The following is a 25,750-nucleotide window of genomic DNA, read 5'->3' on the forward strand; positions in this document are numbered from 1 at the left end:
GGCACCCGCACGCTGCTTCCGTACGCCGCCGCACCCCGGCGCCGCCCTCTGCCCACGAGGGCGTTTCCTACGAATACTTGGAGGCGGCCGCATCCCTCGCCGACGCCGAAGGAGACCCACGTGCCGACCGAGCCGACTCCCGTACCCGGCCATCTGCCCGACCGGCTCACCATCTCCCTCTGGGACTTCAGCTGGTACACCCGTACCGGCCCCGGCGAACCGTTCGAGGACCTCGACCGGGCCTTCGCCGAGGCCGTCGCCCGCGGCTACAACACCGTCCGGATCTGCGCCATGCCCTACCTCCTCTTCGGATCCGGGCTGGACACCTCGCGCCTCACGCTGGGCCCGCTGGGCGGGGCGTACGGACAGCGCACCCGCTGGTACGACGTCCGCGGCACGACCGCACTCGACGGCCGCGAGCGGCTCCTCGCGCTCTTCGGGTCCGCGCGGCGCCACAACTGTCATGTCATCCTGTCCAGTTGGGAGTACCAGCAGAGCCCCTCCTTCGCCGAAGGACCCGCGTGGTACGAGGCGCTGTACGCGATCCCGCCCGAGCGACGCGCCGAGGCCCTGGCCGACGCTCTCGCCGACCTCGTCGACTTCCTGGCCGCCCATGGACTCGACGACCGGATCGCCTTCACCGAACTGCACAACGAGGTGCAGGGCAGCCGCCTGACCGAGGGCCTGCCACCGGACGCGGACCGGGTCGTCGCGCTGCGGCCGCGTCTGGAGCGCGGTCTCGCCCGGTTCAAGGAGCGCCATCCCGGCCGGATGGTCACCGTCAACTACGCCAAGGTGCCCGTCGGTTCCCTGCACGCCATCCCGCGCTCGGCCGACGTGGCCGTCTTCCACCCGTACGTCTACGGCGTGCTGGAGGAACTGATCACCACCTTCGCACTGCGCGACACCTCCCGCCCCTTCCCGCAGCAGGAGATCCGCCGGGAGCTGCTCCGCCCCGGCGCCCCCGACCTCGCCGACTGGACGCCCGGCTCGGCCGACGGCTGGCGGCGCGCGGCCACCACGGTGCAGCAGCGCGAGGTGTACGCGCACGACTGGTGCGACCCGGAGAAGTGGGACCGCTGGCTCTACGACCGGTACGCGCTGCACCGCGGGGAGATGGAGACGCGGCTGGCGCTGTGGATCGACGCGGCGGCCGACTGGGCGGCGGGCGCCGGCGTCCCGCTGGTGTTCGGCGAGGGCTGGATCGGCTACACGCCGTTGCACGGCACCTTCGAGGAGGGACCGGTGGGTGCGGCGTTCTGCCGGCTGGCGGTGGCGCGGGCGCGCCGCGCGGGCGCCTGGGGGACGGTGGTGTGCTCCAACGCAGCGCCGCACCACCCCATGTGGGACGACATCACGCTGCAGCTCGACTGCACGACGGCCTTCAGTGAGGGGGGCGCAGGAGTCTGAGCCGCGCCGTGGGCCCTACGGCTGTCCGCGCCCGTTGCGTACGGCTGCGCCCCGGTGCGCACGCCTGTCCGCGCCCGGTGCGTACGGCTGCCTCCGGTGCGTACAGCTGTCCCCGGTGCGCATGGTCGACCGGCCGCGCCGGGGGGATTGCGTCAGAGCCAGCCGTTCCTGCGGAAGCCCCGGTGGATGCCGAAACAAGTGATCACGATGACACCGAGAACCAGCGGATAGCCGTACGTCCAGCGCAGTTCCGGCATGTGGTCGAAGTTCATGCCGTAGACGCCGCACGCCATGGTGGGCACCGCGATGATCGCCAGCCAGGCGCTCATCTTGCGCATGTCCTCGTTCTGGGCCACCGTCACCTGGGCGAGGTTGGCCTGCAGGATCGAGTTGAGCAGGTCGTCGAACCCGGTTATCTGCTCGGTCACCCGGGTCAAGTGGTCCGCGACGTCGCGGAAGTACGCACGGATGCCCGGGTCGATGCCCGGCAGCTTGTGGCCCATCGTCGGCTCGGCGAGCACTTGCAGCGGGCGGTCCAGGGGCGCGACAGCCCGCTTGAGTTCGAGGAGTTCGCGCTTGAGCTGATAGATCCTGCCGGTGTCGGCGCCGCCCGTGCGGCGGGCGAAGACATCGCTCTCGACGTCGTCGATGTCGTTCTGGATGGCGTCGGCGACGGCGAGATAGTCGTCCACCACATGGTCGGCGATGGCGTGCAGGACGGCCGAGGGCCCCTTGGCCAACTGGTCGGGCACGGCCTCGAGTTCCTCGCGCAGCGGGCCCAGCGAGCCATGGCGCCCGTGCCGGACGGTGATGACGAAGTCGGGGCCGGTGAAGACCATGATCTCGCCGGTGTCGACGACCTCGCTGGTCGCCGTCAACTCTGCGTGCTCGACGTAGCGGACGGTCTTCAGGACGGTGAACAGCGTGTCGCCGTACGGCTCCAGCTTGGGGCGCTGGTGGGCGTCGACGGTGTCCTCGACGGCGAGCGGATGGAGCCCGAACAGCTCGGCCAAACCGGCGAATTCCTCCTGGTCCGGCTCGTGCAGACCGATCCAGACGAAGCCGTTGCCGTGCTTGCGCACCTGCTCGATCGCGTCCCCGGCCGGACACCGGCCGCTCTGCCGGATGCCGTCGATGTAGACCACGCAGTTCACCACGGCGTCTCCGAGCGGCGACCGGGCCGGGTGGCTGAGATCCACCTTGCGGCGACGGTGCGGCAGACGGACCGCTCTGCGGAGATTGCTGATCACTGACACGGGCGGGCTCCTCACACTGCTGAGCGGCCAGTGTCGCAAACACGATCCTGCCGGGACGAGCCCTCCCCGTACGGAGCTCAGACGGACAGCTTGAACCAGATGCGCTTCCCGGCACCGAGCGGTTCCGCGCCCCACTCCTGGGAGAGCTGCTCGACGATGAGCAGACCGCGGCTGCCCGAAGAGGTCTCCGACGGCGTCCTGCGGTGGGGCAGTGTGCTCGAACTGTCCTGGACCTCGATCTTGAGATGCTCCTGCGAGCAGTCGCCGTTCAGCCGGAGCAGACGCGCCGTCAGCATGGCGTCACCCTCGGTGTGCATCACTGCGTTGGCGATCAGCTCGTTGGCCGCCGTCACCGCCGCGTCGCACATCGGCTCCAGACCCCAGTGGGTCAGCGTGCTGCGGAGCATCTGACGCGCCTGGGCCGGCGCCGAGGGGTCGGAGTGGGTGACCAGGCAGCTCCAGTGGCGCCGCTCCTCGGGGTGGCGGGCGCCGGTGAGGCCGACGAGCAGGAGGGCGACGTCGTCCTCCTGCCCCTGCCGGGACTCGATGGTGGCGACGATGTGCTCGGCCAGTTCGTCCTTGTCGTCCGGGCCGCCGCACAGGATGCTCTCGATCTGGTGCACGCCTTCGTCGATGTCCATGCCGTGGAACTCCACGAGCCCGTCGGTGCACAGCAGCAGCGTCTCGTCCGGGCCCAGCTGCAGGCTGGTCGGCGGGTACGGCGTGTTGCTGCTGTACTGCGGCAGGCCGAGCGGGAGGCCGCCGTGCACGTACGGGCGCGCGCACCGGCCGTCGGCGTGCCGCACCAGGGGCCCATGGTGGCCCGCGCGCACGAACTGGGTACGGCCCGTCACCGGGTCGAAGTCGGCGTAGATGCAGGTCGCGAAGCGGTCGGTGTCGAGGTCGTGCAGGAACGCGGAGGCGCGGGCCATGACGGTGGAGGGCGGATGCCCCTCGGCGGCATAGGCCCGCAGGGCTATGCGGAGCTGTCCCATGACCGCGGAGGCATGGATGTCGTGCCCCTGCACATCGCCGACGACCAGGCCGACCCGGCCCGTCGGCAGCGGCACCACGTCGTACCAGTCGCCGCCGATCTGGTGGCCGTTGCGGGCCGGGCGGTAGCGGACCGCGATGCTGGCGCCGGTCACCTCGGGGATGTTGGCGGGCAGCATGGCCTGCTGGAGGCCGACCGCCATCGCGTGCTCCTCGTCGTAGAGCACGGCGCGCTGGAAGGACTGGGCGGTGGTGCCTCCCAGGGCCAGCAGCAGATTGCGCTCCTCGGGGCTGAACTCGCTCCTGCCCTCGTAGACGATGGCGATGGCGCCGATGGTCTGGGCCTGGGCGATCAGCGGCAGCACGGCCGCCGCGGTGCAGTCCTTCGACTTGCAGTACGGAACCAGCATCGGGAAGCGCCGCTCGGTCTCCTCCCGGTCGATGAACAGCGGGGTCTGGGTGCAGACCACGTGGTTGGGCGGGAGCGGTGTGTCCAGGCGCGTCACGCTGGTGTTCTCGATCAGTTCGGGCGCCATGCCGCAGCTGCCGACGATGCGCAGCCGGTCGTTCTCGACCAGGTAGAGGGCGATGCTGACGGCCCCGATGCTGTCCAGGAGTTCATCACTGGTCAGGGCGTCCACGACGTCCTCGATGGTGAGGGCCTGGGAGAGCACGCTGGTGGTCGCGTGGACGACGTCGGTCTGGCGCTCCCGGTCCTTCTCCAGCGAGGCCTGCTGTGTCAGGTGCTCCAGTTCGGGGCTCGCGTCACGGACGATCCCCACGATGCGCAGGGGGCGGCCCGAGACGTCGCGCTGGATGTGGCCCTGGGTGTGCGTCCAGCGGATGGTGCCGTTCTTGCAGATGACGCGGAAGTAGGCGCCGTAGTTGTCACGGGAGGCGATCGCGTCGGCGACCAGCTCCTTGAGCCCCTCGACCTCCTCGGGAACCATGTGCTGGGAGAGGGTGTCCGTTCTGTCGTCGTACTCGCCGGGGGCGAAGTCGAAGACGGCCATCGCGCCGGCATCGAGGAGGAACTTGTCGGTGTCCAGATCCCACAGGAAGCTCCCCATGCCGTTGAGCTCCAGCGCTGCCGGGAGCTCTTCACGGAGGTCCGTGCCGGGCTCCGCGAGACGCATGGTCTGCGGGGCGATGTGGGGCGGTTGAAGGATGGGATGGCTTGCCATGAGGGCTCCGGGCCTCGGGGTCACACACGGGTACTCCGATCCACCAGAACACATATCGAGACGCGCGTACAGATGGATTCCGGGGCAGATCGGCTCCAGACCTGAAAATTTAGGGCGATCCAACAAGAAATTCGCGGTCCTTCGCGGGATGCACATCCCGCATCGCGGACCGACGATGGGATCACGCGGTTCCGACGCGCGCACGAGGAGGTACCAGGGTGTGCCCCCACGGCTCCGGTGGTGACGGCGCCGACCCGCTCCTCGACAAGGCCGCCGCCGCCCTCTCCGCCGAGAACTCCGAGCAGGTTCTCCGGCAGGTGCTGGGCGGCACCCACGCCGGTGTCGCCATCCTCGACACCCGTCTGCGCTTTCTGTACGTCAACCCCGCCTTCGCCGCGATGGCGGGGATCCCGGCCGCCGGCCTGGCCGGCCACACCCTGGCCGAAGTGGCTCCCGGGATCGAGAGCCGCACCGACGTGCTCCGCGAGGTGCTCGCCGACGGAAAGCCCCGCGAGGCGATCACCAGCGGCCGCACCCGGTCCGAGCCCCCGTACGAGCGCCGCTGGTGGCACGGCACCTACCACCGCCTCGAGGCGGAGGGCCGGGTGACCGGCATCGTCGGCGTCATCCTGGAGGTCACCGGCTTCCAGCGGCAGCAGCGGGACCTGGAACAGGCCCGCGAGCGGCTCGCCCTGCTCGATGCCGCCGCGACCCGCATCGGCACGACGCTCGATATGGACATGACGTGTGCGCAGCTCGCCGACTTCCTCGTGCCGCTGCTCGCGGACATGGCCACGGTCGAGGTGCTGCCCACCGACGAGCCGGAGGGCCGGCCGCTCGCACCGGACCGTGACCTGCGACTGCGACGGGCGGCCCTGGCCGTCGTACCGGCACTGCGCCCGGCCGTACCGCACTTCGGCAGGGCGGGCGACTTCGTGGCCCACCCGTCGGGATCGGCCGTCGCCCGCTGCCTGGAGACCGCGGAGCCGGTGCTGCGGAACCTGCAGTCCCAGGACGAGCTGAGCCGGTCGGCACCGGAGGCGGGGCGGCTGGCCGCGTACCGGGCCGCGGGCATCCACTCCACGCTCGTCGTGCCGCTCGCCGGTCTCGAGCACCCCATCGGCACGGTCTCCCTGGCCCGGTCCGGAGACTCCCCGGCGTACACCGACGAGGACGTGGTGATCACCCAGGACCTGGCCCGGCGGGCGGCCATCAGCATCGGCAACGCGCGCCGCTACGCCCGCTCCCAGGGCATCGCACTGGAACTGCAGCGCGCACTGCTGGCCGAGCCCGGAAGCCCGCACCCCAACCTCGAACTGGCCTCCCGCTACCTGCCGTCCGGCAGCAGCGCGCTGGTCGGAGGCGACTGGTACGAGACGGTCCGCCTGTCGTTCGGCAGAACACTCCTGGTCATGGGCGATGTGATGGGGCACGGCGTGGAAGCGGCCGTCGACATGAGCTACTACCGCTCGACGCTGCGCTACGTCTCGGCAACCGGCCTGCCGCCGCACCGCATCCTGCGCCAGCTCGACGCGACGATCTCCGGCAGCGAGTCCGCCCGCCCGGCCACCTGCCTGCTCGCCCTCGCCGACCCCGCCCGCGGCTTCTGCTCCTTCTCCAGCGCCGGCCACCTGCCCCCGGCCCGGATCCTCCCGGACGGCACCATCGAGCTCATCGACCTGCCGAACGGGCCGCCGCTGGGCACCGGCTTCGGCGGATACGAACCGGCCACCCGCCCTTTCGTGGAAGGGGAGGTGCTTCTGCTGTACACGGACGGGCTGGTGGAACGCCGGGGCGAGGACATCGACACCTCCCTGGCACGTCTCTCCGCCCTGCGGCTACCGGCCTCCGCCGACCTCGACGAAATCCTGGACGAGGTGCTGCAGCGTATGGCGGGCGAGGCCGCGGAGGACGACGTGGCCGTGCTGGCCGCACGAGTCCGCCCCTCCTCGCGCGAGACCGCGGACACCGAGCAGGCGGGTGGCGCGAGGGCCGAGCAGGCATAGTGCCCGGCCGGAGGCCCTCCCGCACGGACCGGGCCGGGGAAGGCCGGGAACCGATGAGTTCCGCCCGCCCGTTCCGTCCAATCTGCATGAGGACGACGACAGCAGTTGCCGTGACCGCGGTCGCGGTCACGTACCGGACGGAAGGCGCCTGACATGACCACCGTGCTCGACCTGGAGCCGCCGGCCCGACAAGTGGCCCGGCTCGTGGACCACGTCACCGACGACCAGCTCTCGGGGCCGACGCCCTGCCCGGACTACGCCGTACGCGATCTCCTGGGGCATCTGATCGGCCTCACCGTCGCCTTCCGGGACGCCGGGAAGAAGACGCGCACCGCGGCGACCGGGGCCGACCCCAGTACGACCCCGCCGCCGGTCCTGGACGGCGACTGGCGCACCCACCTGAGGGAGCAGCTCGAGGACCTCGTGGCGGTCTGGCGGAACCCCGAGGCGTGGGAGGGCATGACCGAGGCCGGCGGCTTCACCTTCCCGGCCTCGGAGGCCGGGAAGGTCGTGATCAATGAACTCCTCGTCCACGGCTGGGACCTCGCCCGCGCCACCGGACAGGAGTACTCCTGCGACGACGCGACCGTACGGGTCGCGATCGCGCTCATGGAGCCTTCGGGGGACGAGGACGAGCGCGGCGTCCTGTTCGGGCCGGTCATCGAGGTTCCCGCGGACGCGCCGCTCCTCGACCGGGCCGTGGGGCTCAGCGGCCGGTCGCCGTCGTGGACCCCGACCCCGCACGCGTCCTCACGCCCGTAGACACCGCTCCGGCGGCGCGGGACTGCGCGGTACGGCTTGGGAGGCGGGGCGGCGTGGAGACGGCGCCCGGGCACAGAGGCCGAACGGGGCTCGGGCGCCCGCCCGTTGACGCTCCGCGCGCGCCGCCTCCCCACGGCCCGGAGACCCGCTGCGGGGAGGCGGGCGCGGCTCAGTCCTGGTCGTACGGGTGGAAGCCGCGCCCGCTCTTGCGGCCCAGCAGTCCGGCCTCGACCATGCGCTGGAGCAGCGGCGGCGGGGCGTAGAGCGGCTCGCGGTACTCCGCGTACAGGGATTCCGCGATGGAGGCGACCGTGTCCAGCCCGATCAGATCGGCCAGTTTCAGCGGCCCCATGGGGTGGGCGCAGCCCAGCTCCATGCCCGCGTCGATGTCCTCGGCGGTCGCGAGACCGGACTCGGCCATCCGGATCGCGGAGAGCAGATACGGGACGAGCAGGGCGTTGACGACGAAGCCCGCGCGGTCCTGGGAGCGGATGACGGTCTTGCCGAGCCGTGCCGTCGCGAAGTGCTCGGCGGTCGCGACGGCCCGCGCGGAGGTGTGCAGCGAGGTGACGACCTCCACCAGCGGCATCACGGGCACCGGGTTGAAGAAGTGGAGGCCGACGACGCGATCCGCCTGCTGGGTCGCCATCCCCAGGCGCATGACGGGGATGGACGAGGTGTTGGTGGCAAGGATCGCGTCCGGATCCTCCACGATCTTGTCCAGGGCGGCGAACACATCGGCCTTGACCTCCGCGCTCTCCACGACGGCCTCGACGACGAGTTGACGGTCCGACAGATCGTTGAGGTCCCCGGTGAAGGTCAGGCGCGCCAGGGCCGCGTCCCGCTCGGCGTCGTCCGCCTTGCCGCGGTCGACAGCACGCCGCAGGGAGGCGGCGACGCGTTCACGCGCCGCCCCGGCGGCGGTGGCGTCGGCCTCGCAGACGATCGTGTCGAGCCCGGCACGGGCACAGACCTCGGCGATACCGGCGCCCATCTGCCCGCCGCCGACGACACCGACGCGCTCGATGGAGGTGGTCATGGCTGCTCCTTTCCGTCCGTCCTGGTTCTCCTGGTTTCTACCGTTCTGGACGGGGAGGAGTGGGGTGCCACGCGCGTACAAGGCTGTGGCTCTCGGGCGGCGCGGCGCCCGACCATACGTTTCTCGGCGCCTCCTTGCGCCGACGACGCGGTCGGTCACGAGGTCCCTGACGCGGCGGGTCACGCGGTATGTCAGCCGGCGGGTCACGCGGTACGTCACTTGGTCCACCACCCGGCCGGTCACGCGGTCCGTCATGCCGCTGGCCGCGCCGGTCGGTCACGCGGTCCGTCACGCCCCCGGCCGCGCCGGTCGGTCACGCGGCGTCGTGGAAGACCAGCCCGAGCGTGTGGCGCGTGCCCGAGCGGATCGCGCTGACGCCGTGCCGTACGGGCGATGCGGACCAGCCGCGGGCCGAGCGGACCGGGCGGTCGCGGGTGGTGAAGATCAGTCCGTGGCCCTGCCGCAGCACCGTCGCGGTGCCGCGTGACTGGGCGCGGGGCCGCTGCTCGACGAGCAGGAACTCGCCGCCGGTGTAGTCGGCCCCCTGCTCGTCGAGTCCGACGACGACCTGCAGCGGGAAGACCAGGTCCCCGTAGAGGTCGCGGTGCAGGGCGTTCCAGTCGTCCGTGCCGTACCGCAGCAGGATCGGGGTGGGCCGGGTCTGTCCGGCCTCATGGCACATCTCCAGCCAGTCGCCGAGGCTGTCGGGCCAGGGCGCGGGACGGCCCAGCTTCGCGGCCCAGTCGCGGGCGATGGGCAGCAGACGCGGGTAGAAGGCCTCGCGCAGCTCTCGTACGACGTCGGGGAGCGGGTGGCCGAAATACCTGTACCGGCCGGAGCCGAAGCGGTGGCGTGCCATGTCGACGGTGGAGCGGAAGCGCTCGGTCTCGTCGTACAGCCCCGCCACCGCCCGGCACTGGGCCGGGGCCAGGATCCGGGGCGTCAGCGCGCAGCCGTACGCGTCGAGTTCGTCGGCCAGCGCCGGCCAGTCGGCCCGGCCCACGCGGTCGCGCGGCGCGACCCGGTCGCGGGCGGTCGCGGCGCCCGGGGCCGCCGCACTCACGACGCCGCCTCCACGGAACGCCCGGCCGACGGGCGTTCCTCGGTCGGACGCCCGGCCACCGCACGCTCCTCGACCGGGTGCATGCCCTCCAGCCGCTCGCCGGCCGCATGCGCGACCACCGCGCGCTCGTCGGCCGGGTCCGTGCCCTCCAGCCGCAGCAGCGTCCGCTTGTGCTCCAGGCCGCCGGCGTAGCCCGCCATCGAGCCGTCCGCGCCGATCACCCGGTGGCAGGGGCGCACCACGAGCAGCGGGTTCGCGCCGATGGCCGTGCCGACCGCGCGAACGGCCGCGCGCGGGGCGCCGATCGAGGCCGCGAGCGCGCCGTAGCTCGTCGTGGCGCCGTACGGGATCTCCTCCAGCGCCTTCCACACCCGCTGCTGGAAGTCGGTGCCGCGCGTGGTGTGCTCGATGTCGAACACGGTCAGCGTTCCGTCGAAGTACGCGCGGAGCTGCCCGGCGATCCGGGCGAAGGCCGCCGGGTCGTGGCGCCAGCCGTCCTCGACGACGGCGCCGCGTTTCTGGTCCGGGACGGACACCGAGGCGAGCGCGGTGCCGCCCTGCGCGGTGGCCGACTCCTCGCCCACGAGCAGCAGTTCGCCCAGCGGGCTGTCGATCGTCGTGTAGACCGTCATCGGTCCGTCCTTTCCTTGCCGTTCATCGATCCGCTGACGAGTCTGCGGCGCCCGCCGCGCCGATTCCGGCGGGATTCGGACGTCGCATTCCCGTGGTTCCGCCCCCGTCCCGGAGGGTCCTTGCGCCTGCCTCCGCCCGGGCCGTACGCGGAACCGGTGCGGCCGACTCCGGCGCTGCCGCTGCCGCCTGCCATACGTGGTGCATCGCGTAGGTGCGCCAGGGCTGCCACGCACCGGCGTCCGAGGGCGTCGCGCCGATGCGTAGCAGGCCGGTGCGGATCCCGGCGTCACCGGTCAGCAGGACGTCGGGGTCGCCGAGCGCGCGCATGCGGATGTATCCGGCCGTCCAAGGGCCGACGCCGCGCAGCGCGAGGAGGTCCCGGTCGGCCTCGGCGCGGTCGGCGCCCGGGTCGAGGCTCACGGCGCCGTCGGCGAGCGCGGCGCCGAGTGTGCGCAGGGCGGCTCGGCGGGACTCCGGCATGCCGAGGTCGGCAAGTGTCGCTCCGGCGAGGTCGGTGGCGCGCGGGAAGAGATGGGTCAGGCCGCCGTCGGGGACCGGCAGCGGCTCGCCGTACGCCTCCACCAGCGCGGCGCCCAACCGTCTTCCGGCCGCGACCGTCACCTGCTGGCCGAGCACGGCGCGGACGGCGAGTTCGTGACCGTCGGCCGTGCCCGGTGCGCGCAGGCCGGGGCGCCGGGCGACCAGGGCGGCGAGCACCGGGGAGTCGCCGAGCCGTGCGGCGACCGCGTACGGGTCGGCGTCGAGGTCGAACAGGCGCCGTACGCGCTGGATGGCGGTGGTCAGATCGCGCAGTTCGGTCAGATGCAGCCGGCAGTCCAGCCAGCCTCCCTCCCGCTGTGCGGCCCCGGCCGTGCCACCGCCCGGCCGCTCCCGGACCTCGGCGATGCCGCTGCCGTGCGGGAGCCGGAGCGTACGGCGATAGGTGCGGGCGCCGGGCGCTCCGGTGACCTCCTCGACGCCGGTGAGGGCGCGCCGCTCCAGGTAGTCGAAGATCTCGCCGGACGCGTACGGACCGCGGAAGGCGAGGCGGAGAGGCACCCCGGCAGCGGTCCCGCCGCCCGGCCCGCCGTCGCCTGCGCCCGTCGTCCGCCGGGGGGCTGCCGCCCGCAGTCCGCGCGGCGTGACGCCGTAGATCTCGCGGATCGTGTCGTTGAACTGCCGGACGCTGGCGAAACCGGCGGCGAACGCGATCCCGGCCGCCTGCAGGCCGGTGGTCTGCAGCAGGACGCGGGCGGTGTGGGCGCGCTGGGCCCGGGCGAGCGCGATGGGGCCCGCTCCGAGTTCGGCGTTGAGCTGGCGCTGCACCTGGCGGGTGCTGTAGCCGAGCCGCGTGGCCAGGCCGGCCACACCTTCCCGGTCCACCACACCGTCGCCGATCAGCCGCATGGCGCGGCCGACGACATCGGCGCGGGCGTTCCACTCCGCGGAGCCGGGCACCGCGTCCGGGCGGCAGCGCCGGCAGGCGCGGAATCCGGAGCCCTGGGCGGCGGCAGCGGTCGGGAAGAAGGTCACGTTCCTGCGCTTCGGTGTCGTCGCCGCGCAGCTCGGCCGGCAGTAGATACCGGTCGTGGAGACGGCGAAGAAGAATTCGCCGTCGAATCTGGCGTCCCGGCTGCGCACCGCCTCGAATTTGCTGTCCTCGCTCATCACAGGTCCCAGTGTGTGCCTTTCCACGGGACCGGGCTGGCGGAAATCGGACATGGCTGTGCGAGCCCGGGAGATCGACGGTCAGGCGTCGGCGGGAGGGGCCGGCAGATGCGGCAGCGGCTCTTCCCGACAGCACACACAGCGGGTCTCGGCACGTCTCGGAAACCTCGCTCCACGCCGCATGGACGGCCTTCGCCGTACGGGTTCGGCGACGGACGGACGGCGGCTTTCCTCATCCGATGTGATGACTCACTGATCCTTTCGGCGCATCGTCACTTAACCCCCCACCCCCCGCCTCCTTTTGACTGGGTGCCATGTCCGCTGAGGCGGCGGATTCCTTTGCAGAAGGAGAACTCATGTCACGCATGGTCAAGACCTTTGCCGTTGCCGCGGCCGCGGCCGCGCTGGTCTCAGGTGCCGCGGGCACCGCCCTCGCGGACTCCGACGCCAAGGGCGTCGCCGCGGGCTCCCCGGGCATCCTGTCCGGGAACGTATTCCAGCTCCCCATCCACATCCCGCTCAACCTCTGCGGCAACACCGTCGGCGAGGGTCTGTTCAGCCCGGCCATCGGCAACGTCTGCGTCAACGGCGACACCGACCGCGACCGCGACCGCAACCGCCACGACGTCCGGAAGGTCAAGTAGGACCGGTCCCTTCACGGTCGGCCGCGGACCGCGGAAGGACACCGGCCGGACCCGGACGGTACTCACGGACGCACAACCTCTGGTGGCCCCCCGCACGAGCGGGGGGCCACCATGCGTCGCCCGGCGCCTCAGTCGCCGTCACCCGGGACAAGACGGAGCAGCAGCAGCGCAGTGTCGTCGGTGCGGTCGCCGGAAGGCTGGGCGCACTGGATGAGCAGATCCGCGAGCTCGTCGAGCCCTGCGTCCCCGTCGCGCGAGAGCGTCTCGATCAGATGGGCGAGCGTACGGTCCTCGTCCGTGCCCGGCGCCTCGATGAGGCCGTCGGTGTAGAGGGCGAGAACGGCACCCGGCGGCAACGGAATCTCCAGGGTCGGGTACGTGATGTCGCGGTCGATGCCCAGCAGCAGCCCGGGCGGCGGGGAGAGGATCTCGGTACGGCCGCCGGGGTGGCGCAGCAGGGGAAGCGGATGGCCGGCGGACGCCATCCAGGCCCGCTGCCGCCGCAGGTCGAGGTGGACGTAGAGGCAGCTGGTGAACAGCCCGGGATCCAGGTCGGTGAGCAGGCGGTTGGTGCGCGCCAGGACGGCGTCGGGCGGTGCGCCGGCGACGGCGTGGGCATGGACGGCGGTACGCACCTGCCCCATCAGCGCGGCCGCGGGGACGCTGTGGCCCTGGACGTCCCCGATGACGGCGGCAGCGGTCCTGGAGTCGAGGCGCATCAGGTCGTAGAAGTCGCCGCCGATGTCCAGTCCGCGGGTCGAGGGCAGATAGCGGGCCGCCACCTCCAGGCCGGGGACATGGGGCAGCTCGTTCGGGAGGAGCCCGGCCTGGAGGGTGCGTGCGAGCTGGTGCTTGGCGTCGTAGAGGCGGGCGCGGTCCAGGGCTTGGGCGATCAGTCCGCTGAGCGAGCTGAGGGCCGCGCGCTCGTCGGGGGTGAAGGGGTGCGGCCCGTCGTAGGCCACGAGCAGGCAGCCGACCGTACGGCCGGAGGCGATCAGCGGCAGGAACGCCCAGGCCGCCATGGAGGCGTGCGCCTCGGCGAGGGCCGGATACGCCTCCGCCAGCTCGCTGTGGGAGCCGTAGAACGCCGGCTCGCCCGCGGTCAGGGCGCGCACGCCCGGGGTGGGCGAGCTCAGGGGCGTGCCGTCGAACTCCTCCAGGATCTCGGGCGGGTAGCCACGGGCACCGACGACATGGAGCCTGCCTCCCTCGGCGACCAGCAGAGCGAGCCCCTGGGCTCCGAAGGCGGGCAGCAGCTGGTCGGCCACGAGATCGGCGACATCGCGTACGCCGACGGCCTCGGTCAGCGCTCCGGCCAGCAGCATCAGGTGGTAGATCGCCCCGACGCGGGTGGGTGCGGCGCCGGGCCCGGCCTCCGGGGCGAACCGGTCGTCGGGGCGCCCCTCGACGCGGGTGGGCGTGATGCGAACGCTGATGCCGGACGCGTCCGGGTAGAGCTGGAAGAACAGCCCTTGGCCGTCCGTCCGCCGGACGGTGAAGGACGTCGGCCTGCGGCTGAAGACGGCGGCGCGGTAGCGGTCCTCGTAGACCGGATCGGCCAGCCACGGCAGCGCGTCCCACAGACGGGATCCGATCAGAGCCCGGGTGGGCTCCCCCAGCAGGTCCGCGGCGCTCCTGCTGACGAACGTGACCTGCCCCTCCAGGTCCAGGCCGACTCCGCCCCCGGGGAGGCGGTCGACGAATTCGACGGCGGCCTCGGCCTCGGCCAGGTTCGCCGAGTCCGTGCGGAGCTGGGGCAGCACCCGTGGTTCGTGCCCGGGCAGCACCGGCCGGCCGGCCTCGGCCGCCTGCCGCAGCAGGCCCGCCAGGCGCTCGCAGGCGCTCTCGATCGCGGCGTGTTCCGTCGAGTTGAGCGTCTCCGGATGCGATCCGGGCCAGAGCAGCAGGAGCGCGCCCCAGGTGGAGGTGTCCGTGGTGATGGGAGCCGCGGCCAGCGCGAGGTGATACGGGAGGACGAGGGCGGCGCGCGGATAGCGCCGGGCCAGCTCGCCCTGGGCGGCGACCCAGATCAGCCGCCCCTCGTGCACCGCGTCGGTCACCGGGAGCGGTGAGGCCAGGCCCACGCGGGCCCACGGGGTGGCGAACTCGCGCGGAACCCCGGTCATGACGTCCAGGCCGAGCATCTGCCGGCCGGGCACCAGCAGATAGACCCCGCCCGCGTAGGCACCCGTATCGCGCACGACCTCGGCCAGGATCCGGTCCAGCAGCCGCCGCGCGAAGTCCGGACCTAGGGGCTGTGCGGCGTGGCCCATATGCGGACCATACGCCCGGGCCAGGCCAACGGCACGCGGTCCTGGAGACGGGACGGGGCTGGCCTCGGCGGCGGACTCCGGCCAGGCACGGGGACGGCGGGGCGCCGGGGGGGGGACGGCGGGGCCCGGTGGACGCCGGGTCCGGGAGGACACCGGGTCGGGGACCACTCCGGAGGACGGAAGGGTGGGGTTCCGGGCGCGAGACGGGCGGGCCCAGCGGGCGGCGGGGCGCGGGCAGGCGCCCGGGAGAGCGGCGGGTGGCCCTGCCGTGCCCGCCCGGGCGGGCACGGCAGGGGCAGGCCGGAAGCGGGGGCAGAGGGAGGCGGGGCAGCCGGAGGCGGGGCAGAGGGAGGCCGAAGACGGAGGGCAAGGGGAGGCTGGAGGAGGGCTGAGCCGACGGCCGGGGCCATCCCCAGGGACCCGCCCGCCGTGCGGTCGGCCGACGGCCTGGAACACTGGGCGGCAGTCGTGCAGGGTGCGGTCGTGAGAGGGGCGCTCGATGCGTGAGATCCTCCCGGCGCTGAGCCGCTGGTACGAGGCCGGGACGGTCTTCGGCCTCGCCACCGTCGTCTCCGTGAGTCGCAGCGCACCGCGCGATCCCGGGGCCGCGATGGCCGTCGGCCCGGACGACGAAGTGGTCGGCAGCGTCTCCGGCGGCTGCGTGGAGGGCGCCGTCTTCGAACTGGCCCGGGAGGTCGTGGAGTCGGGCGAGGCGCGCCTGGAGACGTTCGGCTACAGCGACGAGGACGCCTTCGCCGTCGGCCTCACCTGCGGCGGCGAGATCACCCTGCTCGTACGCCCGGTGTCCCGCGCGAGCGACCCCGGATTCGCGGAGGTCGCCGCCGCAGTCGCCGGGCAGCGGCCGGTGGCCGTCGCCACGGTGCTCGGCGGGCCCGCCCCGCGCGGCGCCACGTTGGCGGTCTGGCCGGACCGGGTGTCCGGCACGCTCGGATCGAGCGGCCTGGACGCGGCCGTCTCGGCCGACGCGCGCGGCGAGCTGGCGCAGGGCGCGACCGGGCAGCGGCACTACGGACCGCACGGCGAGCGGCGCGAGGACGACGTCACCGTGTTCCTTCAGTCGTTCACCCCGCCGCCGCGGATGCTGGTGTTCGGTGCGATCGACTTCGCCGCGGCCGTCGCCCGCATCGGCGGCTTCCTCGGCTACCGGGTCACCGTGTGCGATGCGCGCCCGGTCTTCGCCACGCCCAAGCGCTTCCCAGGCGAGGTCGAGGTCGTCGTGGACTGGCCGCACCGGTATCTGCGGGGCACCGTGACCGACGAGCGGACGGTGATCTGCGTGCTCACCCACGACCCCAAGTTCGATGTGCCGCTGCTGGAGGTGGCGCTGCGTACCCCGGCCGCGTACATCGGGGCGATGGGCAGCCGCCGTACGCATGACGACCGGCTGAAGCAGTTGCGGGAGACGGGAGTCGGGGACGCGGAGCTGGCCCGGCTGCGCTCGCCGATCGGCCTGGATCTCGGTGCCCGTACGCCCGAGGAGGTGGCCGTCTCGATCGCGGCGGAGATCGTCGCCCTGCGCTGGGGCGGCAGCGGTGCGGCACTGACGGACACGGCCGGGGCGATCCACCCGCCCGGTACGGGACCGGGGTGACGGCGGGTGTCCGCGCCCACCCCCAACCTCCCGCGCAGCGCGAAGTACCGCTCGCTGCAAGGCTGTTCGTACATTCCCTCCGCATGAGTGCCGCGGTGGTGCGTTGCGGCGTCATCGGCGCACGCCACGCCGCAGCGTGAGTGGTACGACGCGGGCCGGGTGCTGTTAGATGGCGTCAACGGGCTTGGAATACGGGCGAGATGGGAGCGGGCGGTCTCATGGGGGCGATGAAGGTTTCGGTGGTCATCGAGTCCGACGGGATCGACCTGCACGAGCTGGACGCGATGACCCGGAGCCTGGAGCAGGATCTCTCCCTGCTCGATGCCGCCGACAGCGTGGAACGGCCCGAGGTGGAGTCCCTCCCCGAAGGCGCCAAGAGCGGCACCGTCGTGACCATAGGGACGTTGATCGTCAGTGGTGTCTTCTCCCGCGCCGCGCTGCAGTCCCTGGTCGGGCTGGTCGGCGAGTGGCGCAAGCGTGCCGAGGCACGCCGGGTCGAACTGACCGAGGGTGACGACTCGTTGATCGTGGAGGCACTGTCACCCGGCGAGCAGCGCGCGTTGATCGAAGCCTGGATCGAGCGCCGCTCCGCGGACCGGTGACGAGCACAGGCGGCCGCACGGGGCGCGCGCACCGCTGCGCGCAGGACCTGTGCGCACCGGACCCGTGCGTGCCGGACCCGTGTGCGTCGTACCGTTCCGTGCAGGATCCTCCCGCTCAGGACATGTGCACGCCGCACCACTGCACACCGCACCGCGCCCGGCCCCGCGGACGCGGCGACCGGAGCGGCGCGTGACCCGGGCCGCGCTGCTGGTCGCGACGACCGAATACGTCGACCCGGGCCTGCGGCTCCTCCGCTCCCCCGCCCAGGACGCCCGCCGCCTCGGAGCGCTCCTCGACGACCCGTCGATCGGCTACTTCGACCGCGTCACCATGCTCGTGAACGAGTCCAAGGCCTCGGTCGAGGAGCACGTCGAGGAGTTCTTCCGGAACCGCGCCGCCTCCGACACCCTGCTGCTCTACCTCTCCAGTCACGGCATCCGCGACAAGCACGGGCGGCTGTTCTTCACCACCGTGCGGACCCGCCGCGAACTGCCGGACTCGACAGCGGTATCCGCCCGGTTCGTCGAGGAGCAGATGAGCCGCTGCCGCGCCTCCGGCAAGATCCTGCTGCTGGACTGCTGCTACGGCGGCGCGTTCGTGCAGGGCATGGAGCCGTTCGCGGCGGAGTCCGAGGAGCTGACCGCGCAGGCCGCGGGCAAGGGCACGTACGTGATGGCGGCCTCGGACGTGCTCGAATTCGCCTACGAGGGCGAGCAGATGAAGCACCGTTCCGGCCCGTTCCGCTCGGTCTTCACCGAAGCGGTCGTGGACGGCCTGAGCACCGGCCGGGCGGATGCGGACAACGACGGTGTGATCACCGCGCACGAGCTGTTCGCGTACATCCAGGCCCATGTGCGGGAGACCGGTGTCCCGCAGACGCCGACGGAGTTCACCTCCGGCGTGCAGGGCAACATCCCCGTCGCCAAGGCCGCGCTGTGGCACCGCGGGGCGGGTACGGACGCCGACCCGTTCACCGTGGACGGGCTGCCGCTCGGGGAGTTGCTCCCCGCACTCGTTCCGACCGAGGAGCGCGGCCTGTGCGCGCCCGACTGGCCGCCCAACGGCTCGTTCGCCGTGCCGATCGGCCGTATGTACGACCCTGCGCAGGGACTGCAGGAGACGCTCACCGTGGACCTGTCGGGAGGCGCGGCGCATGTGGGCGTCGTCGGCGGGATGTGGAGCGGCAAGACCTCCGTCCTGCGGACCCTGGCCTGCTCGCTGGCGCTCACCCACTCGCCCGAGGAGATGCAGATCTACGCGCTGCACGGGGAGCCGGACGGCCTGGCGCGCCTGACCGGCCTCCCGCACTTGGGCAAGGTCGCCGACTACGCGGAGGGCGGGGAGGTCCGCGAGCTGGTCGAGGGGGTCATGGCGACGCTCGACCGGCGCGAGCAGCTCTGCGCGGCGCTGCGCATCCGTTCACCCCGCCGGTTCCGCGCGCGGCGGATGCGGGGCGAGATGCCGGAGGAGCGGAACGGGGAGATCTTCCTTCTCATCGACTCCTGGCGGGACTTCGAGACCCGGTATCCCGAACTCGCCCGCCAGGTGCTGCGCGTGGCCCAGCAGGGCGCGTACTACGGGGTGCATCTCGCGGTCTCGGCCGACCGCTGGCAGGACTTCCCCGAGGACCTCGCCCTGCACCTGAGCACCTGGATCGAGGTGGCGCTCGCCGACCCCCAGGAGTCGCGCATCGACGCGGAACTCGCCGGCGGCATCCCGCCGGGCGGGCCCGGGTTCGGTCTGACGCGGGGCCGGCGGTACGTCCGCATCGCGCTGCCGACCCTGGCCGACCCGCAGACGGACGAAGAACCCGGACCGGCGCAGGGCGCGAGCCCGGCCGTGGCCGCGGGCGCGACGGCGTTCGACGACGAGGCCACCGGGCTGGACCGTCTCGTCGGGCGGGTGTCCGAGTCCTGGACCCGGCCGCGGGCCGCGCCGCTGGACACAAGCCCGGCGCCCACCAGCAGCGGACCCGACTTCGTGGACCTGCTGGACGTGGACCCGATGAACGCCGACACGGTCTTCGTGGACTCGCAGAGGTACGGCATGCCTGCCGGTGCCTGGGCCCCCCGCCCGCCGGCGCGCCAACTGACCGCGCCCCTCGGGGTCGATCCGACAGGCAAGCGCGTCGTCCTGGACGCCAAGGCCGCGGCGGACGGCGGCTGGGGCCCGCACGGGCTGCTCCTGGGAGCTACCGGCGCCGGCAAGTCCGAGCTGCTGCGCGCCCTCGTCCTCGGACTTGCCGCGCAGCATTCGCCCGAGGACGTCAACTTCGTACTGATCGACTTCAAGGGCGCCGCGACGTTCTCGGGGCTCGACCGCCTGCACCACGTGACGGCGATCGTCACCAACCTGGAGTCCGAACTCTCCCTCACCGAGCGCCTGTCGGCGGCCCTGTCCGGAGAACTGCAGCGCCGTCAGGAGGTGTTGCGGAACGCGGGAAACTACGCCTCGCGCAGCGACTACGAGAAGGCCCGCGCCGCCGGGGCGGCCCTGGAGCCGCTGCCGGCGCTGTTCGTCGTCGTCGACGAATTCGCCGAACTCCTGGCGGCCCGCCCGGAGTTCCATGAGGTCTTCATCGCGATCGGCCGGGTCGGCCGCTCGCTCGGCATCCATCTCCTGCTCTCCGCACAGCGCATCGAGGAGCAGGTGCTGCGCGGTCTGGACACGTATCTGTCGTACCGGATCGCGCTGCGCACGGGCTCGGCCGCCGGATCGCGGGCGGCCATCGGCACCCCCGACGCGTATACGCTGCCCGCCCAGCCGGGCGGGGGCTATCTCAAGGTCGGCGTCGACAACATGACACGCTTTCAGGCCCCGTACGTCTCCGGTCCCGTCCGTCCGGGGAGCGAGAAGTCGCTCTACGACGCCGTCATCGACCGGCTCGCGGGCCACGGTCCGATGGCCCATCAGGTCCTGCTGCCACCGCTGGACGCCCCGCCGACGCTCGACCGGCTGCTTCCGGTCCACCGCCCGCCCTCGGAGCGCGGCGGTCCCCTGGTGCCCCACTCCCCCGGTCATCTGCGCGCCGTGGCCGGGGTGGTCGACCGTCCGTTCCACCAGCGCCGCGATGTGCTGTACGTGGACTTCACGGAGAGGACCGGGCATCTTGCCGTCGTCGGCGGCCCGTTGAGCGGCAAGTCGACCCTTCTGCGCGCCCTCATCTGCTCGCTGGCCCTCACCCACACGCCGCGTGATGTGCAGTTCTACTGCCTCGATTTCGGCGGCGGAGGGCTGCAGAGCCTGAGCGGCCTGCCGCACGTCGGCGGTGTCGCCTCCCGCCTCCAGCCCGACCAGGTGCGCAGGACCGTCGCCGAGATGACCGCCCTGCTGGACCGGCGGCAGCAGGAGGCGGCCGAGCTCGGCACGGACGGCCACGCCCCCTGGCGCCGGCGGCGCACATCCGACGACCCGGGCGACCGGCCCGGCGACTCGTACGGCGATGTCTTCCTCGTCGTCGACAACTGGGCGGTCCTGCGGGAGACATACGAGGAGCTGGAGCCGGCGGTCATCGACCTGGCGGCGCGCGGGCACGTCCACGGCATCCATGTCGTCGTCACCGCGACACGCTGGGTGCAGATCAGGCCGGCCGCCCAGGACCTGTTCCCCGTACGGCTGGAACTCCGCCTCGGCGACCCGCTGGACTCCTTCATCGACCGGCGCGCCGCGGCCGCCGTGCCCGAGGGGCAGCCGGGGCACGGACTGGCCCCGGACGGCGCGCACTTCCTGGGGGCGCTGCCGAGGATCGACGGCGGACCGGCGGCCGAGGGGCTGGCCGCGGCCGTCGAGGAGCTCGTCACGGAGGTCGCCGGCTCCTGGCCCGGCCGTCCCGCACCGCCCGTACGGCTGCTGCCCGATGTGCTGCCCCTGGACCGGCTCCCCGCGCCCTCCGGCGACCGGATCTCCATCGGCACCGACGAGCAGTCACTGGCCCCGGTTCAGCTCGACTTCGCCAAGGACCCGCACTTCGTGGTCTTCGGGGACAGCGAGTGCGGCAAGTCCAATCTCCTGCGCGTGATCGCCGAGGGGCTGGTCGCCTCGCTCCCGCCGGAGAAGGCCCGGCTCATGGTCGTCGACTACCGCCGCTCGCTGCTCGACACCGCCGTCACCGAGCACCGCATCTCCTACATCGCGTCCGCGTCGGCGCTGCGCCGCGACATCGACGATGTGGTCCAGGCGCTCCAACGACGCCTCCCGGGGCCGGATGTGACACCGGAACAGCTCCGGTCGCGCAGCTGGTGGACCGGGCCCGACCTCTATCTCCTCGTCGACGACTTCGACCTGGTCACCACGCCCTCGGGGGACCCGCTGCACCCCCTGATCGAACTGCTGCCCATGGCGCGAGACATCGGTTTCCATCTCATCCTGGCCCGCTCGTTCGCCGGCGCGGGACGTTCGATGTTCCACCCGCTCCTGCAGCGCCTGCGGGAGATGGGCACCCCGGCGCTCATCATGTCCGGCACCAAGGAGGAGGGCGAGCTGTTCGGTGCACGGGCGCGTCAGCTGCCGCCGGGCCGGGGGCAGTTCGTGGACCGGCGGGCGGGAAGCCGTCTGATCCAGACGGCGCTGCTGATGCCGGAGGAGACCACGTAGGGGTGGACCCCCGAACAGCCGAGGGCCCGCCGGTCGCGCCCCCGGCGGGCCCCTCGCCTTCCCTACGGTTCGGTGCGGCTCCGTACGCTCAGCTCGCGGTCGAGGCGGCCGACTCCTGCTTCACTCCGTCCTCGGCCCCGCTCTCCGTACGCTCGGAGTGCTCCCGGCGCGGCAGAAGAGCCCGCTCCGCCAAGTACCCGAAGAGCAGGCCGAATCCGGCCCACAGCATCGCCTGGATGGCGAAGGCCGCCATCCGGAACTCCCACAGCACGGTGGCCGGGAAGTCGGCGGGTGTCTCGTCGACCACGGGCAGGAACACCATCGCGAGGGCGACCGTCCCCACGAAGGCCGCGCAGGCGGTGACCGAGGCGTTCCAGTTGCCGAGGCGCGGAGCAAGCCGCCGTCCGAGGATGATGGCGCCGACACCCAGCAGCACGGTGAGCGCGATCATCAGGAAGAACAGCGCGGTGCGCTGGTTCAGCGTCTCGGCGTCGGTCGAAGCCGGCGGATTCGCCGGGTACTTCAGGAACGGCACCAGGCAGGTGGTGACGAACGCCCCTCCCGCAACGAGCGCCGCCGTCGCCCGCGGACCGAAGCGCCCGATGCGCCCCAGGGCGAAGCAGAACGCCAGCGCGGCGATGCCGCCGACGGCGATGCCGAAGACCAGGGTGCCCGTGGCCAGGCCCGCGGTCGCCTGGACGGAACGGGTGACCAGTTCGGCGCCGCCGTGCTCGTGGGAGTGGGACTCCTCGAAGGCAATGGCGGCGTCCACGGAGGGTTCGCCGATGAGATACGCGAGCGCGAAGGCCGGAATGCCGGCGATGACGCCCGCGAGCATGCCGCGCACCAACAGGGTGCGGATGGTGACCGAGTTCATGTGTGCGCTACCCCACTCAGTGGCAGGGGAAGCCGAGCAGGTGCCGGCCGTCGTGGACCCATTCATGGACGCCCTCGCCGGAGAACACCGCGAAGACTCCCTGCTCGGCACCGACGAAGTACAGCAGGACGAGCATCAGAATGCCGACGAACGCGGCCCAGGGCAGGATCGCCCGGATCGGCAGCGGCGCTACGCCGGGCGGCGAAAGCGGTACGGGGGCAACGGCGGACTGGGCCATGGCGAGACCTCCTCGGGAACACGCGTCCCGTCATTGTGTGGAGCACGCGACGACGGCCCGTGGGTCTGACTCACCGGCGACCGCCTCTCGAAGAGCTGCTGCCGCTCGGTACACAGTGGCGCGACCGTGCCGGATTTGCACCGGACTTCCGTACGCACCGTCGTCCTTTCGGACCAGACGGTACAGCCACCTGTTCTGCCGGCCAATACCGGCCATGGGCCAACGGTCCCCGGCCGGACCCCCGGGGCAGGGGCGGACACTCCCGTCCGGCGCCCCCACGTACAGGCCGACGCTCCCCGACCGGGCGCTCCTCCGGGTAGGGCAAGCGCTCGGGGGCAGGGCCGGCGCTCGGCGGCAGGGCCGGCGCTCCGGGATCTCTCCGCAGGACCGACGTCGTCGCCACCATCGCGGCATAGGAGCCACAGGTCCCCGGCCGCCCCCCGGCACCGCCGCGGACGGTGACGTCGGCACGGCGATTCACTAGCATCGCGGCGCACCCCGCCCCCGGACACCGTGTCCCTCGTACGTACGCGTCACCGCGGGGCGATGTCCCCCGCGAAAGGACACTCCCATCACCCTCCGACTGACCCTGATCTCCCCCGCGACGAGCGACGCCCTCGGCGATACGCGGTTCGACGACGGCAGCGCGCTGGACGACCGCGGGCTCACGGCGGCGCGTGCAGCCGCCGCGAGCCTGCACGCGCAGAACTGGCGCCAGTTCTGCGGGCCGTCGCCGCGCTGCCACCAGACCGCCGACGCCCTCGGGCTGTGTCAGGCCCGTGACGAACCCGCCCTGCGCGACTGCGACATGGGCGCATGGCGGGGCCGCACCCTGCCCGACGTCGCGCAGCACGAGCACCACGCGTTCTCCACCTGGTGCCAGGACCCGTCCGCCATGCCCCCGGGGGGCGAGTCCCGCCTCGACTTCGCCACCCGCATCGCGGCGTGGCTCGACCGGACACAGGCCCTCGCTGCATCCGCCCGGATGGAGGGCGATATGGATGCCCGTCGCGCCCGGGCGGTCGCCGTGGTCGAGCCGGGAGTGGTGCGCATGGCGGTGCTGCACGCCCTGTCCGCACCGGCGGAGGCGTTCTGGCGCATCGACGTGCCGCCGCTGTCCGTCACGCATCTCGTCGGGAAGGGAGGCCGGTGGAACGTACGCGCCGGCGCCCTCCACCCATAAGACGCGACCGCGACTGCGACCGCGACTGCGACTGCGACTGCGACTGCGACTGGGCATACTCCCTTCTTCCGTCACCGCACCAGCACACAGAGTGAGGGCGCCATGCGGTCGCCGCGGACGTGTGCCACCGTGAAGTGGTCGAAGACCGCCGGTCGGCACGCCCGACGACGGCCGGGTTCTCGAGCCCCGAGGAGCGAGTCATGGCCGGTCAAGGAACTGACGCGGGTAAGCGTCGCACGGGCTCCGGGTACGCCCCGCTGCGCCCCGCCCCGTCCCTGCGCTCCTCCCAGGCGGCCCGTTCCGAGCGGAGTCCCGGACCCCCGCCGACGCCGCAGGAGCGCGCCGCACGCGGGAAGGCGGCGCGCACCGCCGTACCCCGCAGCGCCCACGGCGAGTTCGAGCCGTCGCCGGACCGGCCGGACCCGCTGGAAATCATCGAGAGCCAGTCGGCGTCCCGTCTCGCGGATCTGGTGCCGATCCGCTACGGCCGGATGCTGGAGTCGCCGTTCCGCTTCTACCGCGGGGCCGCCGCGATCATGGCCGCCGATCTGGCCACGACACCGCGGAGCGGACTGACGGCGCAGCTGTGCGGGGACGCGCATCTGCTGAACTTCCGCCTCCTCGCCTCCCCCGAGCGGCACTTGATGTTCGACATCAACGACTTCGACGAGACGCTGCCCGGCCCGTGGGAGTGGGACCTCAAACGGCTGGCCGCGAGCCTGGTCATCGCCGGGCGGGAGAACGGCTTCTCCGACGCCGAACGCTCCACGGTCGTCCTGACCGCCGCCCGCAGATACCGCGAACAGATGCGCCTCTACGCCGGCATGCGCAACATCGATGTCTGGTACGCGAGCCTCGACATGGACGAAATCCAGGCCGTGGTCGCCGAACAGCTCGACAAGCCCCACCGCAAGCGCCTGTCGCGCGCCCTGGACAAGGCCCGCTCCCACGACACCCTCCAGGCCTTCGGCAAGCTGACGGAGGACGTCGACGGCGAGGTCCGGATCGCGCCCGACCCTCCGCTGATCGTGCCGCTCACCGATCTGCTGCCGGATGTGCAGCGCCACCAGCTCGAGCACGCGATCCGCGAACTCATCGAGCGGTACAGCCACAGTCTCCGCGCCGACCACCGGCATCTGCTGGAGCAGTACCGGGTCGCGGACGTGGCCCGCAAGGTCGTCGGGGTCGGCAGCGTCGGCACCCGCTGCTGGGTCGTCCTGCTGCTCGGCAAGGACGACGAGGACCCGCTGCTGCTGCAGGCCAAGGAGGCGGACACCTCGGTCCTCGCCCCGTACGCGGGCGCGAGCCGGTACACCAACCAGGGGCAGCGGGTGGTCACCGGGCAGCGGATGATGCAGGCCGCCAGCGACATCTTCCTCGGCTGGGAGCGTGCGATCGGCATCGACGGCAGGAAACGCGACTTCTACATCCGGCAGTTGCGCGACTGGAAGGGCATCGCCGAGCCGCAGACCATGGAGCCGTACGCGATGAGCCGGTTCGCCGAGCTGTGCGGCGCCACCCTGGCCCGCGCCCACGCCCGGTCCGGCGACCGCATCGCGATCGCGGGCTATCTGGGCCGCGGCGATGCTTTCGACCGGGCCATGGTGCGCTTCGCCGAGAGCTACGCGGACCAGAACGAGCGCGACCACCGGGCACTGGTCGACGCGGTGCACGCCGGGCGGCTCTCGGCCGAAGCCGCGTAACCGGCATGGC

The 25,750-nt window shown here is 72.5% G+C and carries 17 protein-coding genes, 1 pseudogene and 1 riboswitch; of the genes and pseudogenes, 9 read left to right on the forward strand and 9 right to left on the reverse strand.

All coding sequences use genetic code 11. The features are described 5' to 3' along the window. The first annotated feature begins 120 nt into the window (after positions 1–120). Complete coding sequence (locus ACGFNH_RS16825) at positions 121–1,410, forward strand: cellulase-like family protein (RefSeq protein ID WP_393654291.1); 1,290 nt, start codon at positions 121–123, stop codon at positions 1,408–1,410. 152 nt (positions 1,411–1,562) lie between these two features. Here the strand turns inward: ACGFNH_RS16825 and ACGFNH_RS16830 are convergent, their stop codons facing one another. Beyond that, the gene (locus ACGFNH_RS16830; protein ID WP_393654497.1) at positions 1,563–2,660 is read right to left on the reverse strand and encodes a magnesium and cobalt transport protein CorA; all 1,098 of its coding nucleotides are present in this window, start codon (positions 2,658–2,660) and stop codon (positions 1,563–1,565) included. Positions 2,661–2,743: 83 nt separating this feature from the next. Further along, the gene (locus tag ACGFNH_RS16835) at positions 2,744–4,843 is read right to left on the reverse strand and encodes a SpoIIE family protein phosphatase (protein WP_393654293.1); all 2,100 of its coding nucleotides are present in this window, start codon (positions 4,841–4,843) and stop codon (positions 2,744–2,746) included. A gap of 218 nt (positions 4,844–5,061) precedes the next feature. Between ACGFNH_RS16835 and ACGFNH_RS16840 the strand changes: the two genes are divergently transcribed. Together ACGFNH_RS16840 and ACGFNH_RS16845 are read left to right on the forward strand one after the other, a co-directional pair. After that, complete coding sequence (locus tag ACGFNH_RS16840) at positions 5,062–6,849, forward strand: SpoIIE family protein phosphatase (RefSeq protein ID WP_393654295.1); 1,788 nt, start codon at positions 5,062–5,064, stop codon at positions 6,847–6,849. A 153-nt stretch (positions 6,850–7,002) separates the two neighbouring features. After that, positions 7,003–7,611, forward strand: coding sequence for a TIGR03086 family metal-binding protein (locus ACGFNH_RS16845; RefSeq protein ID WP_393654297.1), 609 nt, complete (start codon positions 7,003–7,005; stop codon positions 7,609–7,611). 169 nt (positions 7,612–7,780) lie between these two features. Here ACGFNH_RS16845 and ACGFNH_RS16850 read toward each other — a convergent pair whose 3' ends face one another. From ACGFNH_RS16850 to ACGFNH_RS16865, 4 genes and pseudogenes are all read right to left on the reverse strand, one after another. Then, the gene (locus tag ACGFNH_RS16850; protein WP_393654299.1) at positions 7,781–8,650 is read right to left on the reverse strand and encodes a 3-hydroxybutyryl-CoA dehydrogenase; all 870 of its coding nucleotides are present in this window, start codon (positions 8,648–8,650) and stop codon (positions 7,781–7,783) included. 313 nt (positions 8,651–8,963) lie between these two features. Continuing rightward, complete coding sequence (locus ACGFNH_RS16855) at positions 8,964–9,713, reverse strand: 2OG-Fe(II) oxygenase (RefSeq protein WP_393654301.1); 750 nt, start codon at positions 9,711–9,713, stop codon at positions 8,964–8,966. A 143-nt stretch (positions 9,714–9,856) separates the two neighbouring features. After that, positions 9,857–10,345 (reverse strand): annotated as a pseudogene (locus ACGFNH_RS16860) (methylated-DNA--[protein]-cysteine S-methyltransferase); the annotation flags it as partial. A 22-nt stretch (positions 10,346–10,367) separates the two neighbouring features. Then, positions 10,368–12,014 carry an AlkA N-terminal domain-containing protein gene (locus ACGFNH_RS16865; RefSeq protein ID WP_393654303.1) on the reverse strand — a complete coding sequence of 549 codons (1,647 nt, stop codon included), beginning with the start codon at positions 12,012–12,014 and terminating at the stop codon, positions 10,368–10,370. Between the two features lie 356 nt (positions 12,015–12,370). On the opposite strand from ACGFNH_RS16865, the gene ACGFNH_RS16870 reads away from it, so the two are divergent. Then, positions 12,371–12,658, forward strand: a complete 288-nt coding sequence (locus ACGFNH_RS16870; RefSeq protein ID WP_393654305.1) for a chaplin — start codon at positions 12,371–12,373, stop codon at positions 12,656–12,658. 128 nt (positions 12,659–12,786) lie between these two features. Here ACGFNH_RS16870 and ACGFNH_RS16875 read toward each other — a convergent pair whose 3' ends face one another. Next, positions 12,787–14,931, reverse strand: a complete 2,145-nt coding sequence (locus ACGFNH_RS16875) for a SpoIIE family protein phosphatase (RefSeq protein WP_393654307.1) — start codon at positions 14,929–14,931, stop codon at positions 12,787–12,789. Between the two features lie 499 nt (positions 14,932–15,430). Between ACGFNH_RS16875 and ACGFNH_RS16880 the strand changes: the two genes are divergently transcribed. The 3 genes from ACGFNH_RS16880 to eccCb all read left to right on the forward strand — a co-directional run bounded on the left by ACGFNH_RS16880 (position 15,431) and on the right by eccCb (position 21,739). Continuing rightward, positions 15,431–16,543 carry an XdhC family protein gene (locus tag ACGFNH_RS16880; protein WP_393654309.1) on the forward strand — a complete coding sequence of 371 codons (1,113 nt, stop codon included), beginning with the start codon at positions 15,431–15,433 and terminating at the stop codon, positions 16,541–16,543. A 227-nt stretch (positions 16,544–16,770) separates the two neighbouring features. After that, positions 16,771–17,145: a hypothetical protein gene (locus ACGFNH_RS16885; RefSeq protein WP_393654310.1), complete on the forward strand. Its 375-nt coding sequence runs from the start codon at positions 16,771–16,773 to the stop codon at positions 17,143–17,145. 190 nt (positions 17,146–17,335) lie between these two features. Beyond that, positions 17,336–21,739: a type VII secretion protein EccCb gene (gene eccCb, locus ACGFNH_RS16890; protein ID WP_393654312.1), complete on the forward strand. Its 4,404-nt coding sequence runs from the start codon at positions 17,336–17,338 to the stop codon at positions 21,737–21,739. A gap of 88 nt (positions 21,740–21,827) precedes the next feature. On the opposite strand, the gene ACGFNH_RS16895 is transcribed toward eccCb, so the two are convergent. Further along, positions 21,828–22,616: a CbtA family protein gene (locus ACGFNH_RS16895; RefSeq protein WP_393654314.1), complete on the reverse strand. Its 789-nt coding sequence runs from the start codon at positions 22,614–22,616 to the stop codon at positions 21,828–21,830. Between the two features lie 16 nt (positions 22,617–22,632). Further along, a complete protein-coding gene (locus tag ACGFNH_RS16900; protein ID WP_393654316.1) occupies positions 22,633–22,854 on the reverse strand; it encodes a CbtB-domain containing protein in 222 nt (73 codons plus the stop codon). Between the two features lie 36 nt (positions 22,855–22,890). Then, positions 22,891–23,031, reverse strand: a riboswitch (cobalamin riboswitch). A gap of 472 nt (positions 23,032–23,503) precedes the next feature. Between ACGFNH_RS16900 and ACGFNH_RS16905 the strand changes: the two genes are divergently transcribed. Both ACGFNH_RS16905 and ACGFNH_RS16910 read left to right on the forward strand, forming a co-directional pair. Continuing rightward, the gene (locus tag ACGFNH_RS16905) at positions 23,504–24,037 is read left to right on the forward strand and encodes a histidine phosphatase family protein (RefSeq protein WP_393654499.1); all 534 of its coding nucleotides are present in this window, start codon (positions 23,504–23,506) and stop codon (positions 24,035–24,037) included. Positions 24,038–24,237: 200 nt separating this feature from the next. Continuing rightward, positions 24,238–25,740: a DUF2252 domain-containing protein gene (locus tag ACGFNH_RS16910; protein ID WP_393654318.1), complete on the forward strand. Its 1,503-nt coding sequence runs from the start codon at positions 24,238–24,240 to the stop codon at positions 25,738–25,740. Positions 25,741–25,750 lie beyond the last annotated feature (10 nt).

It is taken from the genome of Streptomyces sp. NPDC048639 (genome assembly GCF_043199075.1).
Taxonomy (GTDB): Bacteria; Actinomycetota; Actinomycetes; order Streptomycetales; family Streptomycetaceae; genus Streptomyces.

Coding starts and splice junctions, on each gene's coding strand:
- ACGFNH_RS16835 (WP_393654293.1), bottom strand. CDS start 4,843: ATGGCAAGCCATCCCATCCTTCAACCGCCCCACATCGCCCCGCAGACC.
- ACGFNH_RS16845 (WP_393654297.1), top strand. CDS start 7,003: ATGACCACCGTGCTCGACCTGGAGCCGCCGGCCCGACAAGTGGCCCGG.
- ACGFNH_RS16850 (WP_393654299.1), bottom strand. CDS start 8,650: ATGACCACCTCCATCGAGCGCGTCGGTGTCGTCGGCGGCGGGCAGATG.
- ACGFNH_RS16865 (WP_393654303.1), bottom strand. CDS start 12,014: ATGAGCGAGGACAGCAAATTCGAGGCGGTGCGCAGCCGGGACGCCAGA.
- ACGFNH_RS16870 (WP_393654305.1), top strand. CDS start 12,371: ATGTCACGCATGGTCAAGACCTTTGCCGTTGCCGCGGCCGCGGCCGCG.
- ACGFNH_RS16875 (WP_393654307.1), bottom strand. CDS start 14,931: ATGGGCCACGCCGCACAGCCCCTAGGTCCGGACTTCGCGCGGCGGCTG.
- ACGFNH_RS16880 (WP_393654309.1), top strand. CDS start 15,431: ATGCGTGAGATCCTCCCGGCGCTGAGCCGCTGGTACGAGGCCGGGACG.
- ACGFNH_RS16885 (WP_393654310.1), top strand. CDS start 16,771: ATGAAGGTTTCGGTGGTCATCGAGTCCGACGGGATCGACCTGCACGAG.
- ACGFNH_RS16895 (WP_393654314.1), bottom strand. CDS start 22,616: ATGAACTCGGTCACCATCCGCACCCTGTTGGTGCGCGGCATGCTCGCG.
- ACGFNH_RS16900 (WP_393654316.1), bottom strand. CDS start 22,854: ATGGCCCAGTCCGCCGTTGCCCCCGTACCGCTTTCGCCGCCCGGCGTA.
- ACGFNH_RS16910 (WP_393654318.1), top strand. CDS start 24,238: ATGGCCGGTCAAGGAACTGACGCGGGTAAGCGTCGCACGGGCTCCGGG.